This is a genomic window from Amycolatopsis sp. NPDC051903, assembly GCF_044452505.1.
Lineage (GTDB): Bacteria > Actinomycetota > Actinomycetes > Mycobacteriales > Pseudonocardiaceae > Amycolatopsis.
In genome coordinates this window covers 168,540-188,075 of sequence record NZ_JBITBT010000004.1, presented here as the reverse complement: position 1 = coordinate 188,075, position 19,536 = coordinate 168,540, and the positions used below count along the sequence as shown (strand labels likewise).

Genomic DNA, 19,536 nt, shown 5'->3' with positions numbered 1-19,536 from the left:
TCGGGAAGGGGCGTGCCATGGCGCGGACGGAATTCGGTCCCGGGATGGTCGAACGGCTGCCGGAGTTCATCGGCGAACACGGCGCCCGCGTGTTCGTGGTGACCGACCGCGGCCTGCGCGCGACCGGCATCGTCGGCCGCGTCGAGACGATCTTCGCGAAGGCCGGCGTGGAGTGCGCGGTGCACGAGGACATCGGCCCCAACCCGGCGACCACGGAACTCGACCGCGGCGCCGCGCGGCTGCGCGAGTTCGGGCCCGCCGTGGTCGTCGCGCTGGGCGGTGGTTCCGCGCTCGACGCGGCCAAGGGCATCTCACTGTTGGCCGGCAACCCCGGCGCGGAAGCGGCCGACGCCGACGCGCTGTGGGACGCCCTCGACGGCCGGCCGATCATCGCCGTGCCCACGACGTCGGGCACCGGCGCCGAGACCAACGGGTTCGGGGTGGTGGAAGACGTCGTCGCGCGGCGCAAGGTCTACATCGGACACTCTTCGGTCGTGCCGCGGATCGCCGTGCTGGACCCGGAACTGACACTCGGCCTGCCCGCCGCGATCACCGCCGCCACCGGCCTCGACGCGCTCGTCCACGGCGTCGAATCCCTCGCCTCCCGCGGCGCGGACAGCGAGTCGGCCGCCCACGCCACCCGTGCGGTTGCCCTCGTCGGCGAGTGGCTCCCCGTCGCCTTCCGCGACGGCACCAACCTCGAAGCCCGGGCCCAGCTGATGCTCGGCGCGCACCTCGCGGGCCACGCCCTCACCCGCTCCGGTCTCGGCCTGGTCCACGGTCTCGGCCACGCCATCACCGCCCGCACCGGCACGCCCCACGGTGTCGCTCTCGCGGCCGTGCTGGAGGAGGTGATGAGGTTCAGCGCGGAAGCCGCAGCGGGCCCGTACGCGCAGGTCGCCGACGCTCTGCACGCACAGTCCGCAGTGGACGCCGTCGGCGCGATCTCCGGAGCCATCGGCATCAAACGCCCGCTGCGCGACCTGGGCCTGACCCGCGAAGACCTGCCCGCGGTCGCCCAGGCGGCGCTGGCGGACGCGGTCACCAAGAACACGCCGAAAGCACCGCACCAAGCCGAAGTCGAAGAACTACTGGCCTCTGTGTACTGACGAAAGCGCCGGGCCCGAAACCGGACCCGGCGCTGTCGGCGTTCTACCTCAGCGCTTCAGCCCGTGCTCGATCGCCTCGACGATGCGGGGCCGCAGCTCGGCGACCGACACGATCGCGTCCACCGAACCGACCTCGACGGCCCGCTGGATGCTGTGCACGCGGTCGAATTCGGCGGCCACCTCACCCAGCTTCTCGGCGCGCACCGACGACTGCACCTCCGCCAGTTCGGCGGCGCACGCGGCCCGTTCGGCGCCCGCCAGCTCACCCAGCCGGGCCTGCAGCGTGGCGACGCGCGGGTCGTTCGCGGTGCGGGTGTTGACCTCGCCGGAGAACACGGCGGCCGCGGCGGGCGCCCCACCCAGCACGGAGGCGAACGAACCTTCGAGGGCGAGCACCGTCATGTTCGGGTTCAGTGCCTTCGAGAACACCACGAACGCCCCGCCGTGGTAACGCGAGATCACGGTGAACACGATCGGACCGTCGAAGTTCACGATCGCACGGCCGATCTCGGCGCCGTACTCCAGCTGCAGCTTGCGCATCGACTCCGGGGAGCCGTCGAAACCGGACAGGTTCGCCAGCACGACCAGCGGCCGGTTGCCGCTCGCGGAGTTGATGGCGCGCGCCGCCTTCTTCGACGACCGAGGGAACAGCGTGCCCGCGGTGTAGGTGTCGGGGCCGTCGGTGGGCGGGAAGCCGCGGCGCGGCACCGACCGCGACTCGATGCCCAGCAGGCACACCGGATGCCCGCCGATGTGCACGTCCTGCACCGCCGCCGTGTCGGCGTCCGCCATGCCGGCCCAGCGCTCCAGCACCGGGTGGTCCTGATCGGACAGTGCGCGCATCACCGTGCGGATGTCGAACGGCTTCTTGCGGTCCGGGTTGTGCTGGGCCGAGAAGATCTGGCCCACCGTGGTGAAATCGCTGCCGACGATCGCGTGCGGGTAATCCGACACGTCGCGGTTCACCGGGTCCGCGGTGGCCGCGGCGCGCGGACCGGCTTCGCCCGGCACCACGTAGGTGTGGTCGTAGTGGGCCATCAGCACATCACGCGCGCCCGCGAGGTTCGGCGCCCAGTACTGCGCCTGCCCGTTGGGACCCATCACGCGGTCGTATCCGCCGATGCCGAAGTTGTCCTCGGCCGAGACGCCACCGGAGAAGTCGAGCGCCTGCTTGCCGGTGAGCACCATCGCCGAGTCCGGCGTCATGACCAGGATGCCCTTGGTGTGCATGAGCATCGTGGCTTCGGCGTTCCAGTACGGCTGCGCGCCCACGGTGATGCCGGCGACGACGATGTTGATCTCGCCACCCGCCTGCGTGAATTCGACGATCCGCTTGAGCGCGGCCGCGACCCAGTCCATGTTCTCGGTGCCGGAGTCCATCGAAATGCGGGCGCCGGCCGACAACGCGAACCACTCGAGCGGCACCTGCATCCGCTCGGCGAGGTTCAGCGCAGCGATCACGCGCGCGCACTCCGGCTCGGACAGCGCGCCGAGCGCCTTCGTCGGGTCGCCCAGCAGCACCACGCGCTGCACACCCTCGGGCACGCGCTCGGTCGGCGTGCTCACGACACCCGCGACGATCGCGGCCTTGTTGCGCCCCTTCGGCCGATCGACCGGTACCAGCGCACCCGTGTCGTCGAGGTCGTGCTCGGCGAAGGTGCCCTCGCCGGCCAGCAGGTCGATGAGCTCGTACGGGTAGACGGTGTCGCGGCGCGCCGCGCGCAGCACCTTCTGGCGGTAGTCGTCCAGCGGCTGCACCGGTTCCCGCGACGGCTCGCCGACGGACAGGCGCACGCCCGAGCCGACGACGTTGCGGATCGTCACAGCGAGGTCGGTCAGCTCCCCGGTCTCCGGGTTGCGCCGCCGGGCCAGGAACTGGATCTCCTCGACGCCCGCGCCGGCCGTCGACGGCAGCACACGCTGAGCGAGCAGGTTCAGCTCGTCCATCGTGAGGTCGCTCGGCGGCCACACGTAGACGACGATCCGGTTCGTGTCGAAGCGTTTGCGCGCCGGCCGCTGCGCCTGCACGTTGCGGATCGCGTCGAGGCAGGCGGCCAGCGTGTCCTCCGCCGCGGGCAGCGACACGAGCCGGCCGTCGGCTTCGCGCAGCGGGGTCAGGTCGCGCACCTGCGCCAACGCGACCAGCCGCTCGTCGGCCGGGTTGGCCTGTGCGGTGCACTTGAACAGGTAGACCTCTTCGTCGGCCGAGGGCAGGCGCGTGAGGTCGAACTCCTGCAGCCGCTCGAGCTGCATGCGCTCGGCGACGCGCGGGTGCAGGCCGCGGATCAGCCGGTCCTCCGCGAAGCCGCCCGACCCACGGCGGAACGTGAAGTGGTGGTGCATCACCGCACCGCCACCACCGGCGACCGTGGTGGTGATGCGCGTGATCGCCTCCGGCAGCGGCTGTGCGGCGATCACCTCGCCCAGGCGCGCGGCCATCGTGTCGATGTCGGGCTGGTCGGCCCACGTCACGTAGATGTCGGCGACGGCGTACGTGCTCGCGTCGCCGGCCAGCTCACCGGCGGCCCGCATCGCGTTCGGCAGCTGTGCGAAGTCCACCGCCGTCGTGACGACGCGTGCGGGCTCGGCGTGCTCCGCGGTCACGAAAACACACTCCGCGACTTCGCGCCGTTCGATTTCGGACAGGCTCTTGTTGCCGTAGTAGCGCCGGGTCAGCACCTCCAGCAGCGGCGCCGGGTCCGTGCCCGGGCGGCCGATGCGCTGGCCGAGCAGCCGCACGAGCGGTTCGGAACTGGACACCATGTGCGCGATGCGCTCGGCGCGGTCGGGTGCGTCCGGGTGCTGGTCGAGGTAGCGCAGGCTCTGGCGCACCTCGGCGTAGACCTCCGCGCGCGCCCGCCGCAGCAGCGGCTGCGCGAACCAGCGGAACACGACACCGCGCGCGAGGTCGCTCACGGCCGGGTGCCGCAGCTGCGTGGCCGCCACGAGGTGTTCAAGCGCCAGCCCGGCCTCCTCCCGCAGGTCGCCGGTCGGCGGCGCCTCCGTGAGCCACTGCCGCAGCAGCGCCGTGACGATCGCGACGTCGGACGAAGCCCGTTGCTGGGCGAGGAAGATGCGGAAGACCGCTTCCTCCAGCTCCGGCGTGCGCTCGAGATCCGCCACGCCGTAGTGACCGAGCACGCGGCGCAGCCGCGCCTGGTACGACTCGGGCAGGCCGGCGCGTTCGACGTCGAGGCTCTGCAAGTACGTGTGGAAATATTCACGGGCGCTGTGCACCGGGCTCGCCGCGCTGACGTCCTCGCCCGACGGCTTGTTGCGCATCAGCTCCGACAGGTCCGCGAACACGCTCAGCAGGCCGATTTCGCCCGTGAGCGGCCGGTTTTCTCCCAGCTCGGCGCGCGCGGCGAGGTAGCCGGCGAGCGTGCGGCGCTGGTCGTGCGGGTCGACGTCGAAGCCGAGCACCAGGCTGCGCAGGTCCTGCCGGCCGCGTTCGGCGCGGTCGGCCGGCGCCGTACCCGTGGGCTCGGCGGGCAGCTCGATCTCGGCGGCCTCGGTCGCCTCGGCGGCTTCGTCCGCCTCGTCGTCGTCGGCCAGCGGTTCGAGGCGCATCAGCGCGGCGCCGGTCTCGACCTGGCTGCCGACGGACACGGGCAGCTCGCGCACCCGCGCGCGGAACGGCGCGCGCAGCACCGTCTCCATCTTCATGCTCTCCAGCACGAGGATAGGCGCGCCGGCGTCGACCTCGTCGCCGACGGACAGCGGCGTCGCGACCACCAGCGCGGGCGCGGGGGAGCGGACGACCCCGCCCTCGTCGCGGCTCACGCGGTGGGTGACGCCGTCGACCTCGACCAGGTGGATCGGGCCGTGCGTCGCGGCGACGAGGCGGAAGCGCGTGCCGTTGACCGTGATCTGGCCGCTGTGCTCGTCGAAGCGCTCGATCTCGACGTCGGCCGGGTGCACGTCGCCACCACCGCTGATGCCGACGCGGAAGCGCTTCTGCCCGACACGCGCCACGCTCACGCGGTAGGCGACGCCGCGCAGCTTCAGGTCGAGCGGGCGGCCGCTCTCGTGCTGAACCTGCGGACGGCCGCCGTGCGCGGTCGAGAGCAGGCGGACACGGGCGATCTCCTCCTCGTCCTCGTAGGCCTCGATGGCCGCGGCGGCGAGCGCGATCGCGGAGTGCTTGCTGGTGACCAGGCGGCCTTCGGCGCGCACGCGGTCGATCCAGCCCGTGTCGGCGCTCGCGTCGATCACCTCGGGCTGGTCGAGCAGGTCGAGCACGAAGCTCTTGTTGGTGGCGCCGCCTTCGATGATCACGGTCGTCTCGGCCATGGCGCGGCGCAGCCGGGCGAGCGCCTGGTCGCGGTCGCGGCCGTAGGCGATGATCTTCGCGATCATCGAGTCGAAGTCGGCGGGGATCGTGTCGCCCTCGCTCACGCCGGTGTCGACGCGGATGCCCGGGCCCGCCGGCAGCAGCAGCCGCGCGATGTGGCCGGGGGAGGGGGCGAAGTCGCGGTCGGGGTCCTCGGCGTTGAGCCGCGCCTCGACGGCGTGGCCGAGCTCGGCCGGCTGCTCGCCCTCGAGCTTGCCGCCCGACGCGACGTGCAGCTGCAGCCGCACGAGGTCCGTGCTCGTGGTGATCTCGGTGATCGGGTGCTCGACCTGCAGGCGGGTGTTCACCTCGAGGAACGCGAACAGCTTCTCGCCCGGGTGGTAGAGGAACTCGACCGTGCAGGCGCCGCGGTAGCCCACCTTGACCGCGAGCCGCTCGGCCGACGCCTTCAGCTCCGCCGTCTGCTCCGGCGCGAGGACCGGCGACGCCGACTCCTCGATGATCTTCTGGTTGCGCCGCTGCACCGAGCAGTCGCGCACGCCCAGCGCCCACGCGGTTTCACCGTCGGAGATCACCTGGACCTCGACGTGGCGCGCGCCCGTGACGAGCCGCTCCAGGAACACGACACCCGAGCCGAACGCGCGCAGTGCTTCCTGGCTCGTGCGCTCGTAGGCGTCCGCGAGCTCTTCGCCCGACGCGACCTTGCGGATGCCGCGCCCGCCGCCACCCGCGGTGGCCTTGAGCATCAGCGGGTAGCCGATCTTGTCGCCGGCCGCCAGCGCGTCCTCGAGCGTCGCGACCTCGCCGCGGCTCCACGGCGCGACGGGGACCCCCACCTCTTCGGCGATCAGCTTCGCGCCGATCTTGTCACCGAGCTTGCGCATGGCGTCCGCGCTCGGCCCGACGAACGTGATCCCGATCTTCTCGCACAGCTGGGCGAACGCCGGGTCCTCGGCGACGAAGCCCCAGCCGACCCACGCCGCGTCCGCCCCGGCCTCGACCAGCGCCTTCTCCAGCTTGGCGAGGTCGAGGTACGGCCGCGCCGACGCGGGGCCCAGCGGGTAGGCCACGTCGGCCTCGCGCACGAACGTCGCGGACCGGTCCGCGTCGGTGTAGAGGGCGACCGTCTCGATCCGCGTACCGGTCTCCGCGGAAAGGTCTCGGACAGCGTGGATCAACCGCATAGCGGCTTCCCCGCGGTTCACGATGGCGACACGACTGAACACCGACTGAGCCTCCCAAAGCTACCCACGCGCAGCAGGCGACGTCCGGCCCCCGGATCGTCGCCTGTTTTCGCTTACACCCTGCTCCCTTACCGGCGGGTACACCAATGTCGTGCATGGCGCATGCCGGAGCCGCTGCATTGTGGGAACCCGCCAAAAAGCGGCCCAGGCCACACCCGCTGGGCCGCTGATTGCGCGAGGACTGCCACAAAGCACGTGGTGACCGTACGGGGTCCGGGGCGGCGCCGGGACAGGAGTGCGGAGAGTGGTGGCGGGGTGTCATCTGTTGTTCAGGTTGGCACTCGTCCTGTTCGCCGTGGGGTCGGCTCACCCACCCACGGGAGGAGTGGCGCGGGTGACGACATCCCGGCACCTGATGTTGTCCGCTTCGCAACATCGGGTTGCCGGTGCCCACGCGACGCGGCGCGAGTCCTGCTCCACCTGGCCCACTGCGATACCCCGTAACGGCGGGTTACGCGGCCTCGATAAATCCTGTTTTCAGCTGTTTCCACCAGTTGTCCAGTGACCCTTGACACACGCTGCGACCTGCCCTTACCTTCGCTGGTAATCGATTTCTCGACAGGCGGGATCGAGGGGGATGGGCGACCACGGCGTCGCGCTGGTCGAGCTGGCCGGCGTCAGCAAGGCCTACGGCGGGGTGCGTGCGGTTCGCTCGGTGGATTTCACCGTGTGGGCGGGGGAGGTGCACGCCCTGCTCGGGGAGAACGGGGCCGGCAAGTCGACCCTGATGAAGGTTCTCTCCGGGGAGGTCGCCGCCGAGGAGGGGGCGATCCGGATCGGCGGGGTGCCGGTCCGGTTCGCCCGCCCGGCCGACGCGCAGCGGGCCGGGATCGCCATGATCCACCAGGAACTGGACCTCGTACCGGCGCTTTCGGTGGCGGAGAACGTGTTCCTGGGGCGCGAACCGCACACGCGATACGGGGTGCTGGACCGCAAGCGCATGGTCGGACGAACGCGGGAGCTGCTCGAACGATCCGGTGTGGACCTCGACGCCACCGCCCCCGTCGAACGGCTGCGCACCGGCGAACAACAACTGGTGTCCATCGCCAAAGCGTTGTCGCTGAACGCGCGGATCCTGATCATGGACGAACCGACCTCGGCGCTTTCGCCCCGTGAGGTCGAGCGGCTGTTCGGGGTGATCGACCAGTTGCGCGCCGCCGGGGTGGCGGTGGTCTACATCTCCCATCGGATGGAAGAAATCGGACGCGTCGCGGACCGGGCGACGGTGCTGCGCAACGGCGAAGTCGTCGCCGAATTCGCGGCGCGCGAGCTGACGGCCGCGCAAGCCGCCGAGGCGATGGTGGGGCGGCCGGTCCAGCAGATGTTCAAAACCGACACCAAACCGTCCGATGACGAACACGTGGTGGAGATCGAACACCTGGTCGTCGCGCCGAAGCCGGGGCGGCGGGAGCCCGCCGGGGTGAGCCTCCGGGTAGGGGCGGGCGAGATCGTCGGTGTCGCCGGGTTGCTCGGGTCCGGGCGAACGGAACTGCTCGAAGCGCTCTACGGCGCGTCCGCACCGGCCGTCACCGCCGGCACGGTCCGGCTCAACGGCCGGGAATACCGGCCCCGGTCGCCACGCGACGCCCTCCGCAACGGCGTCGCGTTCGTCCCCGAAGACCGCCGCATCTCCGGGCTCGCGCTGGACCACTCGATCCTCGCCAACACCGTCCTGTCCGTGGTGGACGCGCTGGCGCGCTTCGGCATCGTCGCCGCCGGCCGGGAACGCGACACCGCACGCGGTTCGGCCGAACGACTGGGTGTCAAGCTGCGCGCCCTGGCCGATCCCGTCGGCGCACTGTCCGGTGGCAACCAGCAAAAGGTGGTTCTCGGACGCGCGTTGCTCACCAAACCCCAGTTGTTGTTGCTCGACGAACCGACGCGCGGGGTGGACGTCGGCGCCAAGGCCGAGATCTACCGGCTACTGGGAGAAATCGCACGCACCGGCGTCGGCATCTTACTGGCCTCGTCCGAACCCGCGGAGCTCGTTGGGGTGTGCGACCGCGTCGTCGTGTTGCGGGACGGGAAGACGGTGCACGAACTGGACACCGCGTTCGCCGGCGAAGGGGAGCTGCTGGCCGCGTCGATGGGAGACGTCCGGTGAGCGGGCGCGCGGTGCTCGCCGCGCTGTTCCGGTTCCAGAGCGTGTTCGGGTTGCTCGTGGTGTTCGCCGCCGCGATCGTGTTCTCGCCCTCCACCAACGGCGAACTCGTGTTCCTCGACAGCGAGAACCTGTTCAACGTCGTGCGCGCGATCTCCGAGATCGGCATCATCGCCGTCGGCATGACGCTGGTGATCCTCGTCGGCGGCATCGACCTGTCCGTCGGCTCGGTGGTCGGTCTCGCGAGCGTCGGCATCGCCGAACTGCTCACCACGAACGACTGGGCGCTCGTGCCCGCCCTCGTCGCGATCCTCGCCCTCGGCCTCGGTTTCGGCCTGGTACAAGGGATCGCCAGCGCTCGCTTCCGCATCCAGTCGTTCATCGTCACGCTCGCCGGCATGCAGATCGCCCGCGGCCTCGCGCGCATGTGGTCGGGCGGCGAGGGCGTGTCCATCACCTACGGCGACGGTCCCGGCCAGGCACCCGTGCCGTTCTCGCTGCTGGGGGAGCGGACGTTCAACGGCACCGTGCCGATCCCCGCGCTGATCTTCGTCGTGGTCGCCGCGCTCGCCGTGGTGCTGCTGCGCGTGAGCGCGTTCTCGCGGCACATCTACGCGATCGGCGGCAACGAGAAGGCCGCGCGCCTGTCCGGGGTGCCGGTGGTGCGGGTGAAGGTGCTCGTGTTCGGCCTCTGCGGGCTGCTTGCCGCGCTCGCGGGCATCGTCCACGCGGGACAGCTCAACTTCGGCGGCCCCAACGACGGCAACGGTTACGAGCTCAACGCGATCGCCGCCGTGGTCATCGGCGGCACGAGCCTCTCGGGCGGTCGCGGGTCCGTGCTCGGCACGGTCGCGGGTGCGCTGCTCGTCGGCGTGCTCGACAACATCCTCCAGCTCAACAACATCGACTCGAACGTGCAGCTGATCGTGGTCGGCGTGGTGATCGTGTTCGCCGCCGGCCTGCAGCGCCTGCGTCCGGGCCGGACGCAGACCGCGACCTGAGCGTCGGCAGGGAAAGGGGAGCTCATGTCCACCACCACTCGCCGCGGGCTGGTGCTCGCGGCCGCGGGCGTCGCCCTCGTCGCGACGGCCTGCGGCACCACGCACGAGAACGCGCCCGGCGGCTCGGCCGGCGCCGCGCCCGCCACGCAGACGGCCTGCAAGGGGCCGGGCGGGAAGTACACGATCGGCATGAGCCAGGCGAACCTCGGCGAGCCCTACCGCGTGCGGATGGACGACGACATCCGCAAGGCGGCCGCGGCCGTGCCGCAGTTCACCGTCCACTTCGCCGACGCGGCGCAGGACAATTCGAAGCAGGTGGAGCAGGTCAGCACGTTCCTCACGCAGAAGATCGACCTGCTGATCATCAGCCCCAACGAGGCGACCCCGCTCACCGGTGTCGTCAAGAAGGCCTACGACCAGGGCATCCCCGTGCTGGTGCTCGACCGCAAGGTCGACGGCGACGGGTACACGTCGTTCATCGGCGCCGACAACGTGGACATCGGCCGCCAGGCGGGGCGGTACTTCAAGGAGCACCTGCTGCCCCAGGGCGGCAAGATCGTGGAGCTGAAGGGATTGGCCGGCTCGACGCCGGCGAAGGAGCGCGCCGACGGGTTCGCCGAGGGCATCGCGGGGTCGGGCATCACGATCGTCGGCACGGCCGACGCCGACTGGCTGCGCGACAAGGGCCAGCAGCAGGCCGACGCGTTGCTGAAGGCGCACCCGGACGCGCAGGCGATCTTCTCCGAGAACGACCCGATGGCCGAAGGCGCGCGGCTCGCCGCGCAGAACGCGGGCAAGGCGACGCTGCCGATCGTCGGCATCGACGGGCTGCCCGTGCCGGAGGGCGGCATCAAGGCCGTGGAGGCGGGGCGGCTGTCGGCCACGTTCATCTACCCGACGGGCGGTGCGGAAGCCGTTGCCGCGGCGAAGAAACTGCTGATCGACTGCGCGACCGTGCCGAAGACGCAGACCCTCCAGACCCGCCAGATCACGAAGGACAACGCGACGCAGGTCTACGCCGAGCTCAACCAGGGGTGAAGGGGGCGCTCATGACGCGCATCGGGCTCATCGCCATCTCCGACGGACGCGACCACGTGCACCGGCGCAACACCGGGTTCATCAGGTCCAAAGTGGACGCATTTGCCGCGGCGCTCACGGCCGCGGGCCACGACGTGATCAGCGGCGGGCTCGTCGCCACGAACACCACGGCCACGGCGGCCGCGCGGTCCGTGGCCGCCGCGTCGGTGGACGTCACGGTTTTCTACTACGCCGTCTGGAGTTTCCCGCACTTCACGATGCTCGCGGCCGACGCGACGACGTCGCCGCTGCTGCTCGTCGCTTCCACCGATCCGACGGAGCCCGGCCTCGTCGGGATGCTCGCCGCGGGCGGTGCGCTCGACCAGATCGGCCGCCGCCACACGCGGTTGTGGGGCGCGCCGGACGAAGCCGCGCTGATCGAGGACGTCGGGGTGCGCGCCCGCGCGGCCGCCGCTGTCGGCTCGCTGCGCGGCTCGACGTTCGGGCGGTTCGGCGGACGGCCGATGGGCATGAACACCGCCGTGGCCAACACGGACCAGTGGATGCGGCAGTTCGGGGTGGACGTCGAGGAGATCGACCAGTACGAGCTCGTGCTGCGTGCCGAGAAGGCCGACCCGGGGGAAGCCACCGCCGGGCGCGAGTGGTTCGAACGGCACGCCACGGTGCACTACGACGGGGCGAAGCTCACGCCCGAGCTGCTGGAACGGCAGATCCGCGCGTACCTCGCGGTGCGCGACCTCGCCGCCGAGCGGCACCTGGACTTCTCCGGCATCAAGGCGCAGCCGGAGCTCACGGAGAACTTCGCGACGATGGACGTGGCGGAGGCGCTGCTCAACGACCCGTACGACTGGACCGGGCCGAAGGCCGTGCACGTCACCGCCACCGAGGCGGACATGGACGGCGCGCTGACCATGCAGCTCATGCACCGCATCACGGGCACGCCGGTGCTCTTCGCGGACGTCCGCCACCACCACCCCGACCGCGACGTGTGGGATCTGTGCAATTCCGGCCAGCACGCCACGTGGTTCGCGGCCCGCAGCGACGACCCGGCCGACAACCTCGCCAAGGTCCACCTGCACCCGGAGGTGTTCTTCTTCCCGGCCGGCGGGGCGTCCGTCGCGCACTTCGCCGCGCCCGGCCGCATGACGCTGGCCCGCCTCACCCGCCTCGACGGTGCCTACCGCCTGCAGCTGGTGCTCGGTGACTTCGAGTGCTACGACGACGCGACGAACGCCGCGCTCGCCGCCCGCTCCACCCCGGAGTGGCCGCACGCCTTCACCCGTCTCGACGTGCCGGCCGAGACCTTCCTCGCGAACTTCGGCGCGAACCACATCCACGCGGTGCCGGGGGACCGCCGCCGCGAACTGCGGGTGGCGGCGGAGTTGCTGGACGTGCGCGTGGAGGAGTGGACCCGGGAGGCTGCGCCGAGCCGCTAGCCGTGGCGACGCTCGTGCCCCGACGGTCGGCACGGTTCGCCCCCGGGGCACGACGGTCTGGACCGGCGCGGCGTGGACGTGCGCGTGGAGGAGTGGCCCCGGGAGGCGGCGCCGAGCCGCTAGCCGCGGCGACGCTCGTGCCCCGACGGTCGGCACGGCTCGGCCCCGGGGCACGACGGTCTGGACCGGCGCGGCGTGGACGTGCGCGTGGAGGAGTTGCCCGGGAGCCGGCGCCGAGCCGCTAGCCGCGGCGACGCTCGTGCCCCGACGGTCGGCACGGCTCGGCCCCGGGACACGACGGTCTGGACCGGCGCCGCCTGGACGCGGCGGCGGTCTGTACCGGTTGTGCCGAGAGGCGCCGGCCCCGCGTGGGGAGTGATCGCGAGCGACGGGCCCGGCTGACGGGCGTGCCCGCGACCACTGCCGACCACGCGGCAGCCGAGGGCCGGAGCGGCGAGCGCGTGAGGCGGTCGAGGCCCCGTCGCCCGGGAGTTCGGCGCCCACGAGCGTGGTCGTGGGGGCTACCGCGGGCGGCGGACATCGATTGAGTGGCGACTCATACCGATGAGTGAGCAGATGAGACGTCCGTCTCCACCAAAGGGGTGAAAGATCGCTTGTCGGGCAGCTCGTAGTCTTACGGGGCGTTACTCATAGAGGAACATTCACGTTGAGCCGTGAGTCCTTACGCACCACTATCACCATCGAGGAGGTACCGCCATGGGCACCGAGCCCCCCGTCGTCCGCGCGACGATCGTCTTCGGGCTGCGCACGTTCGGGAGCGTTCCGCTGCCGGTGCGCGCTGACCTCGAGTACGACCCGTCGGACCCCTACGCCATCTCCGTCGGCTACCACGCCGGCACCGGCGTGGTCCGCTGGCTCTTCGGCCGCGACCTGCTCGCCGACGGCCTCATCGCCCCCGCCGGAGACGGCGACGTGCGAGTGCGCCCGGCCGCCGACGACGCCCGCGTGGTCGTCGAGCTGAACGCCCCGGACGGCTCCGCCGTGCTGGAAGCCCCGGCCGACGAGCTGGCCGACTTCCTGGACCGCACCTACGACGAGGTCCCGGCAGGCAACGAAGCTCTCTGGTTCGACTTCGACCTGGAACTCGAGAAGCTCGCCCTGCGCGACTGACGCGGCCGGCCGCGTCAGCCCCGCCGTCCGGCCCACCGGACGGCGGGACCCATCGCCCACCCGGCAGCCACGAACCCCGTTCCGACGAGCAGCCAGCCGGGGGTGCCCCACTGCACCACCACGGTGGTCAGGAGCGCCGGGCCCGCCATGCGGGCCACCGAAGTGCCGGTGCCGAAGAACCCCTGGTACTGGCCTTGCCGTGCGGCGGGCGCGAGGTCGAACCCGATCTCCCACGTACCCGCCGACTGCAGCATCTCCCCGAGCACCTGCAGCAGCGCTCCGGCCACGAGCACCGCGACGGCCACCCAGGCCGACGAACCCGCGGCGGACAGCGCGAACGCGCCGCACGAAGCCGCCAGCAGCACCCCGGAGCGCCGCATCAGGCGGGAAGCCGAGCGCAGCCCCGTCACGCGCGTCGCCACGCGCACCTGGCCCAGCACGACCACGACCGTGTTGAGCACGAACAGCGCCGACACCGTCCACTCGGGAGCCGCGGTCCGCGAGACGATCCACAGTGGAATCGCGACGCTGAGCAAGGGCATGCGCAGCAACAGGATCGCGTTCAGGAGGGTCACGAGGACGTACGGCCGGTCGCGCAGCACCGCGGTCGCCGAGCCCCTCTCCCGCGGCAGCGGAAGCGCCGCCGGCGGCGCGAACGGCACCAGCCGCAGCAGGACCGCGGACACCAGGAACGCCACGGCGTCGAGCGAAAACGCCGCGACGTAAGCGGCCGGCGTGCCGGCCAGGAGGGCCAGGCCACCGAGCCCCGCGCCGATCGCCAGCCCCGCGTTGCCCGCCGACTGCAGGTGCGCCCGGATCCGCGTGCGCTGCCGCGGTTCGGCGAGCGCGGCCAGCAACGCCTGGCGCACCGCGGTCAGGCCGCACTGACCGGTGGCGTAGCAGCACGCGGCCAGTGCGAACGTCCACGCTGAACCCGCGACGAGGAACGCCGCGATCGCCAGCGCCGTGGCGACCGACAGCAGCACGCCCGCGCCCCGGGCGCCGCGCCGGTCGGCCAGGTGTCCGAGGGGCACGCCGGCGACGGACCCGACGGCCCACGCCAGCGTGAGGCCGAGCCCGACCTGGCCGGCCGTGAGCCCCACGACGCGCGTGAAGTACAGCACCGAGCAGGTGAGGAACGCGCCGTCGCCCAGCGAGGCGGCCAGCTGCGCCGCCGCGAGCAGGCGGCCGGGCCGCGCGGTGGACACGGCGCCGGACACGGGCTGCTCGGTCGTCGTCATGGCTCGACGCTAAAAGACCTTTTGGCCTGACACCAGAGCCAATTATCGACAAGTCTACGGAGCCAATATAGCCTCGGACGAGTGGACTTCCACGTGACGCTCGCCGGCCGCGGCGACCTCGGCACGCGCATCTACCGCGAGGTGCGCGACGCGATCCTCGACGGCCGCCTGCGCTCCGGCGAGCGCCTCCCGCCCACCCGTGAGCTGGCGACGCACCTGTCCGTGTCCCGCAACACCGTCGCCGTCGCCTACGACCGGCTCACCGCCGACGGGTTCCTCACCGGCCGCGTCGGCTCCGGCACGTTCGTGGCCGCGGACCTGCCGTCGCGCGGCGGCCGGGCGGCGCCGGCCGGTGACGCGATCCGGCCCCGCGAGGTCTGGCGGGCCCTGCCGCCGCTGGAAACCGCCGGCGAGCCGCCCGAATACGACTTCCGCGTCGGCATCCCCGACGCGCGGCTCTTCCCGCTGCAGACCTGGCGCCGCCTGCTGTCCGCGGAGCTGCGGGTCACCGGTTCCGCGCAGTACAGCCACCCCGCGGGGCACCCCGGCCTGCGCGCGGCCATCGCCCGGCACGTCGGCCTCTCGCGGTCCGTGCGCGCCGACGCCGACGACGTGCTCGTGACGCAGGGCGCGCAGCAAGCCCTCGACCTGCTGTGCCGCGTGCTCCTCGCCCCCGGCGACCGCGTGGCCGTGGAAGAACCCGGTTACCGCATCGCGCGCCTGCTGTTCCGTTCGCACGGCGCGGACGTCGCCGGCGTGCCCGTCGACCGCGAAGGCCTGCGGGTCGACGCGCTGCCCGCGCGCACGCGGTTGGTGTACGTGACGCCGTCGCACCAGTTCCCGCTCGGCTCGCCGATGTCGCTCGCGCGCCGCACGGCCCTGCTGGACTGGGCCGAACGCGCCGGCGCCGTCGTGGTCGAAGACGACTACGACAGCGAGTTCCGCTTCTCCGACCGGCCGCTCGAACCGCTGCAGAGCCTCGACCGCGCCGGGCGGGTCGCCTACGTCGGATCGTTCTCCAAAACGCTGGTCCCCGCGCTGCGCCTGGGGTTCCTCGTCGCGCCCCGGTCGCTGCGCGACGCGCTGCAGCACGCCCGGCAGCTGTCCGACTGGCACGGCGACCCGGCTGCGCAAGGGGCCTTGGCGCGCTTCCTGGACGAAGGCCTGTTCGCCCGGCACATCCGCAAGGCGACTCGCGAGTACGCGGCCCGGCACGAGCGCATCACCGAACTGCTGCGCGAGCGGTTCGCGGGGCTGCTCACCCCCGTGCCGTCGGCGGCCGGCCTGCACCTGTGTGCACTGTCCGAAGTGGACGTGGAAGCCGTTGCGGCGCAAGCGAACCGGGTCGGCGTCGGCGTGCAGACCCTGGCGGGGCTCTGCGGGGAACCGGCGCCGCGCGGGCTGGCCCTCGGCTACGGCTCGATCGCGCCGGAGAAGATCGAGCCCGGGCTCGCCGCGCTGCGGCGCGCGTTCGGCGCGGGTTGACCTCACCGCGCAGGGGCGTACCGTCGAAGACGTTGGCTGTTGTTCAGACACGTGCTCCGGTCAGCGCCCCAAGCAGGTTCCTGCGAGAGGAGCGCTCCATGAATAACCCGTTGTCCGTGGTCTCGGTACCGGCGGAACTGACAGTGACCACAACCGACCGACGCGGTGTCCGCGTGCTCACCCCGGTGGGCGACGTCGACGCCGCCACCGCAACCGGTTTCACCGAAACCCTCCTCGAGGCCGTCGAGACCGGCGCGCCCGTGGTGGCGGACCTCTCCCGCGTCGACTTCCTCGGCTGCGCCGGGATTCGCTCGCTGTTCACCGCGCGTGAGCGGGCCACGTCGTTCACCGTGGTGTGCGACGGCGTGCGCAGCGTCCGCCGCTGCCTCGAGGTGACCGGCGCCGACACCGTGCTCACGGTGCACCCCACGCTCGCCGACGCCCTGGCGGCCGCAGCCACCGCTTGATCGCGTTTCGCCCCTGAGGGCCTCGGGTAGGCCGGGAGCATGACCGCTCACACGACGAACGTTCCCGGAATCGAGCTGAACAACGGCGTCACCATCCCGCAGTTCGGCTTCGGCGTGTTCCAGATCCCGCCGGAGGACACCGCCGAAGCCGTGCGGACCGCACTCGAGGCTGGTTACCGCCACTTCGACACGGCGCAGATGTACCGCAACGAGGAAGGCGTCGGCGAGGGCATCAGGAATTCCGGCGTGCCGCGGGAAGAGGTCTTCGTGACGACCAAGCTCGCGAACGACGCGCACGGCCACGACAACGCGATCACCGCGCTCGAGGGCAGCTTGCGCCGGCTGGGATTCGACTACGTGGACCTCTACCTGATCCACTGGCCGTTGCCGCACCAGGACAAGTACGTGAAGACCTGGGAAGGCTTCGAAGAGCTCGCGCGCGCCGGCAAGACGCGGTCGATCGGTGTGTCGAACTTCCAGGTCGAGCACCTCGAAGAGCTCGCGCGCAGCACCGGCACGGTGCCCGCGGTGAACCAGGTCGAGCTGCACCCGGCGTTGCAGCAGACGGAATTGCGCGCCTACCACCGCGCGCACGGCATCGCGACCGAGGCGTGGAGCCCGCTCGCGCAGGCCGAAGTGCTGTCGGACCCGGTGCTCACGGAGCTGGCGCAGAAGCACGGCAAGTCCGCCGCCCAGGTGGTGCTGCGCTGGCACCTCCAGCTCGGCACCATCGTCTTCCCGAAGTCCGCGACGCCCGCGCGCATCCGCGAGAACATCGACGTGTTCGACTTCGAACTCGACGACGCGGACGTCGACGCCATCGGCAAGCTCGACGCGGACCACCGCACCGGTCCGCACCCCGACACCTTCCGCGGGTGAGCTTCGAGCTCGGTTTCCGGCCCCGACCAGGCGGGTAGCCCTGGGGCAGAGGCCGGAAGGAGGATGCCGGGATGAGCACGGAAGCGTACGTGTCGTTCCTCGCCATCGGAGTGGTGCTCGTTCTCGTCGACGGGCAGATCATCTACCGCAGCGGACGCGGGTATCTCGAAAGCTCGTACGGCGACGCCGCCGCGAGCGCGTCCATGACCAGGCTCGTCACGGTGCTGTTCCACCTCGTGACGCTGGGCCTGCTGGCGTTGCTGTCCACGATCCCCTTGGGGGACAGCGATCTGCCGGGTGTCGTCGGCCGGATCGGCGTGCTGCTGCTGGTGCTGGCGATCGTGCACGCGATCACCCTCGGCGTGCTGGGCCGCATCCGTGGCGAGCAGGTGGGCGAGGCCGTGGTGAACCGCAGGCTCTCGCGCCGGGAAGCCGGGCAACGGGCCGCGCCGGTGACCACCACGGCGGTGCCGTCGCAGGAGGCGAGCTACCCGGACGTGAGCCCGCCGCTGGAACACCGCGCGCCGTGACCGCCTTTCCTGCCTCAGACTTTCGTCAGGGCGACTGAGGAGTGGGTGGCATGAGGAGACCGGTGACCGAGCTCGAACGCGAGCGCAAGTACGAGATCGCGCCGGGGACCGCGGTACCGCGGTTCAGCGGCAACGGGACGGTGCGAGGACAGGACGCGCCGGTCGAGCAGCTGCTCGACGCGACGTACTACGACACCGAGGGGTTCGCGCTGGCCGCGGCGGGGATCACCCTGCGGCGGCGCGTGGGCGGCAAGGACGCGGGCTGGCACCTGAAGCTGCCGGTCGCGCAGGACACGCGTGAAGAGCTTCGCGTACCGCTCGACGCGGAGGACGCGAAGGTGCCCCGCGAACTGCGGCAGCTGCTGCGCGCATACACGCTGGAGGGCAAGCTGCTGCCGATGGCGCACCTGAAAACGGACCGGTTCGAGCACGAGCTGAGTGACGCGGCGGGCCACGTCGTGGCCACGGTGACCGACGATCACGTGACGGGGGAGGTCGGCGGCGAGACGGCCCGGCTGGACAGCTGGCGGGAGCTCGAGGTCGAGCTCGCGACCGACGCGCCGCCCGAACTGCTCGACGAACTGGAGTCCACGCTCGCGGACGCGGGCGCCCGGGCGTCGGCGTGGCCGTCGAAGCTGCGCCGGCTCATCGGGGACCGGGTGCCGGCCTCGCCGTCGCCCGGGAAGCGGCCGGACGCGGGTGAGGTCGTGGGCACCTACCTGCGTGACCAGCTCGCGGCCCTGCGGCGCGCCGACGTCGGGGTGCGCCGGGACGTCGACGATTCCGTGCACCAGCTGCGCGTGGCGTCCCGCAAGCTGCGCAGCGCCCTGCGGACCTTTTCGTCCATTGTGGACGACGAGCGCGTGGCGTCGGTCGCCGAAGAGCTGAAGTGGCTCGGCGGGGAGCTGGGTCCGGCGCGCGACAACGAGGTGACCGAGGCGCTGCTGCGGGACTGGTTCCTCGACGCGCCCGACGCACTGGTCGCCGGGCCGGTCGAGCAGTACCTCACGCGGCGGTTCTCGCGCGACGCCGTCGAACTCCGCGCCCGGGCGGTCACGGCACTGGAGAGCCGGCGCTACCTGGCTCTGGTACGGGAGCTGGACGCCGTCGTGGCCGAGGTGGCGAACGGGCGGGGGCCCGCGCGGGAGGTGCTGCGCGCGCCGGTGCGGCAGGCGGAGAGGAAGCTGCGGAAGGCGCAGCGCGCCGCCGACGGGAAGTCGGGCGCCGAGCTGGAACGCGCGTTGCACGACGTGCGCAAGAAGGCCAAGCGGGCCCGGTACGCGGCGGACGTGGTGCGGCCGGTCTACGGGACGAAGCTGCGCAAGTGGCGCACCGGGGTGAAGCGGGTGCAGCAGGCGCTGGGCGAACACCAGGACTGGGTGGTCGCGCGTCCGGTGGTCCTGCGGCTCGGCGTCGACGGGCGCGACGAAGGGGTCGGGTTCTCCTTCGGCGTGGTCTACGGCTCGGCCGACACGATCCTGCGGGCGAAGCGCGATGAGTTCACGACCCGGTGGGGCAAGCTGGCCAAGGGGAAGAGGCCGCGCTGGCTGTAGTTCCCGGAGCCGATTGAACCGACGGCC

At 71.9% G+C, this 19,536-nt stretch carries 13 protein-coding genes; 11 read left to right on the top strand and 2 right to left on the bottom strand.

Annotated features, from left to right (window positions below; genetic code table 11):
* Window positions 1–17: 17 nt before the first annotated feature.
* A complete protein-coding gene (locus tag ACIA77_RS11895) occupies window positions 18–1,109 on the top strand; it encodes an iron-containing alcohol dehydrogenase family protein (RefSeq protein WP_395885823.1) in 1,092 nt (363 codons plus the stop codon).
* 48 nt (window positions 1,110–1,157) lie between these two features.
* Here the strand turns inward: ACIA77_RS11895 and ACIA77_RS11890 are convergent, their stop codons facing one another.
* Window positions 1,158–6,629: a biotin carboxylase N-terminal domain-containing protein gene (locus tag ACIA77_RS11890; RefSeq protein ID WP_395885822.1), complete on the bottom strand. Its 5,472-nt coding sequence runs from the start codon at window positions 6,627–6,629 to the stop codon at window positions 1,158–1,160.
* A 595-nt stretch (window positions 6,630–7,224) separates the two neighbouring features.
* On the opposite strand from ACIA77_RS11890, the gene ACIA77_RS11885 reads away from it, so the two are divergent.
* The 5 genes from ACIA77_RS11885 (at window position 7,225) to ACIA77_RS11865 (ending at window position 13,354) form a co-directional block, all read left to right on the top strand.
* Window positions 7,225–8,751: a sugar ABC transporter ATP-binding protein gene (locus tag ACIA77_RS11885; RefSeq protein WP_395885821.1), complete on the top strand. Its 1,527-nt coding sequence runs from the start codon at window positions 7,225–7,227 to the stop codon at window positions 8,749–8,751.
* Window positions 8,748–9,749: an ABC transporter permease gene (locus tag ACIA77_RS11880; RefSeq protein ID WP_395885820.1), complete on the top strand. Its 1,002-nt coding sequence runs from the start codon at window positions 8,748–8,750 to the stop codon at window positions 9,747–9,749. The genes ACIA77_RS11885 and ACIA77_RS11880 overlap by 4 nt, the downstream gene beginning before the upstream one ends.
* Window positions 9,750–9,773: 24 nt before the next feature.
* Window positions 9,774–10,787, top strand: a complete 1,014-nt coding sequence (locus ACIA77_RS11875) for a substrate-binding domain-containing protein (RefSeq protein WP_395885819.1) — start codon at window positions 9,774–9,776, stop codon at window positions 10,785–10,787.
* Between the two features lie 11 nt (window positions 10,788–10,798).
* Window positions 10,799–12,223 (top strand): fucose isomerase, encoded by a 1,425-nt coding sequence (locus tag ACIA77_RS11870; protein WP_395885818.1) that lies wholly within the window; start codon window positions 10,799–10,801, stop codon window positions 12,221–12,223.
* A 717-nt stretch (window positions 12,224–12,940) separates the two neighbouring features.
* The gene (locus tag ACIA77_RS11865; protein WP_395885817.1) at window positions 12,941–13,354 is read left to right on the top strand and encodes an SsgA family sporulation/cell division regulator; all 414 of its coding nucleotides are present in this window, start codon (window positions 12,941–12,943) and stop codon (window positions 13,352–13,354) included.
* A gap of 14 nt (window positions 13,355–13,368) precedes the next feature.
* Here ACIA77_RS11865 and ACIA77_RS11860 read toward each other — a convergent pair whose 3' ends face one another.
* A complete protein-coding gene (locus tag ACIA77_RS11860; protein ID WP_395885816.1) occupies window positions 13,369–14,595 on the bottom strand; it encodes an MFS transporter in 1,227 nt (408 codons plus the stop codon).
* 81 nt (window positions 14,596–14,676) lie between these two features.
* On the opposite strand from ACIA77_RS11860, the gene ACIA77_RS11855 reads away from it, so the two are divergent.
* The 5 genes from ACIA77_RS11855 to ACIA77_RS11835 all read left to right on the top strand — a co-directional run bounded on the left by ACIA77_RS11855 (window position 14,677) and on the right by ACIA77_RS11835 (window position 19,509).
* Window positions 14,677–16,080, top strand: a complete 1,404-nt coding sequence (locus tag ACIA77_RS11855; protein ID WP_395885815.1) for a PLP-dependent aminotransferase family protein — start codon at window positions 14,677–14,679, stop codon at window positions 16,078–16,080.
* Between the two features lie 143 nt (window positions 16,081–16,223).
* Complete coding sequence (locus ACIA77_RS11850; RefSeq protein WP_395885814.1) at window positions 16,224–16,547, top strand: STAS domain-containing protein; 324 nt, start codon at window positions 16,224–16,226, stop codon at window positions 16,545–16,547.
* 39 nt (window positions 16,548–16,586) lie between these two features.
* Window positions 16,587–17,426, top strand: coding sequence for an aldo/keto reductase (locus ACIA77_RS11845; protein WP_395885813.1), 840 nt, complete (start codon window positions 16,587–16,589; stop codon window positions 17,424–17,426).
* A 71-nt stretch (window positions 17,427–17,497) separates the two neighbouring features.
* The gene (locus tag ACIA77_RS11840; RefSeq protein WP_395885812.1) at window positions 17,498–17,956 is read left to right on the top strand and encodes a hypothetical protein; all 459 of its coding nucleotides are present in this window, start codon (window positions 17,498–17,500) and stop codon (window positions 17,954–17,956) included.
* Window positions 17,957–18,006: 50 nt separating this feature from the next.
* The gene (locus ACIA77_RS11835; protein ID WP_395885811.1) at window positions 18,007–19,509 is read left to right on the top strand and encodes a CHAD domain-containing protein; all 1,503 of its coding nucleotides are present in this window, start codon (window positions 18,007–18,009) and stop codon (window positions 19,507–19,509) included.
* Window positions 19,510–19,536: the final 27 nt, after the last annotated feature.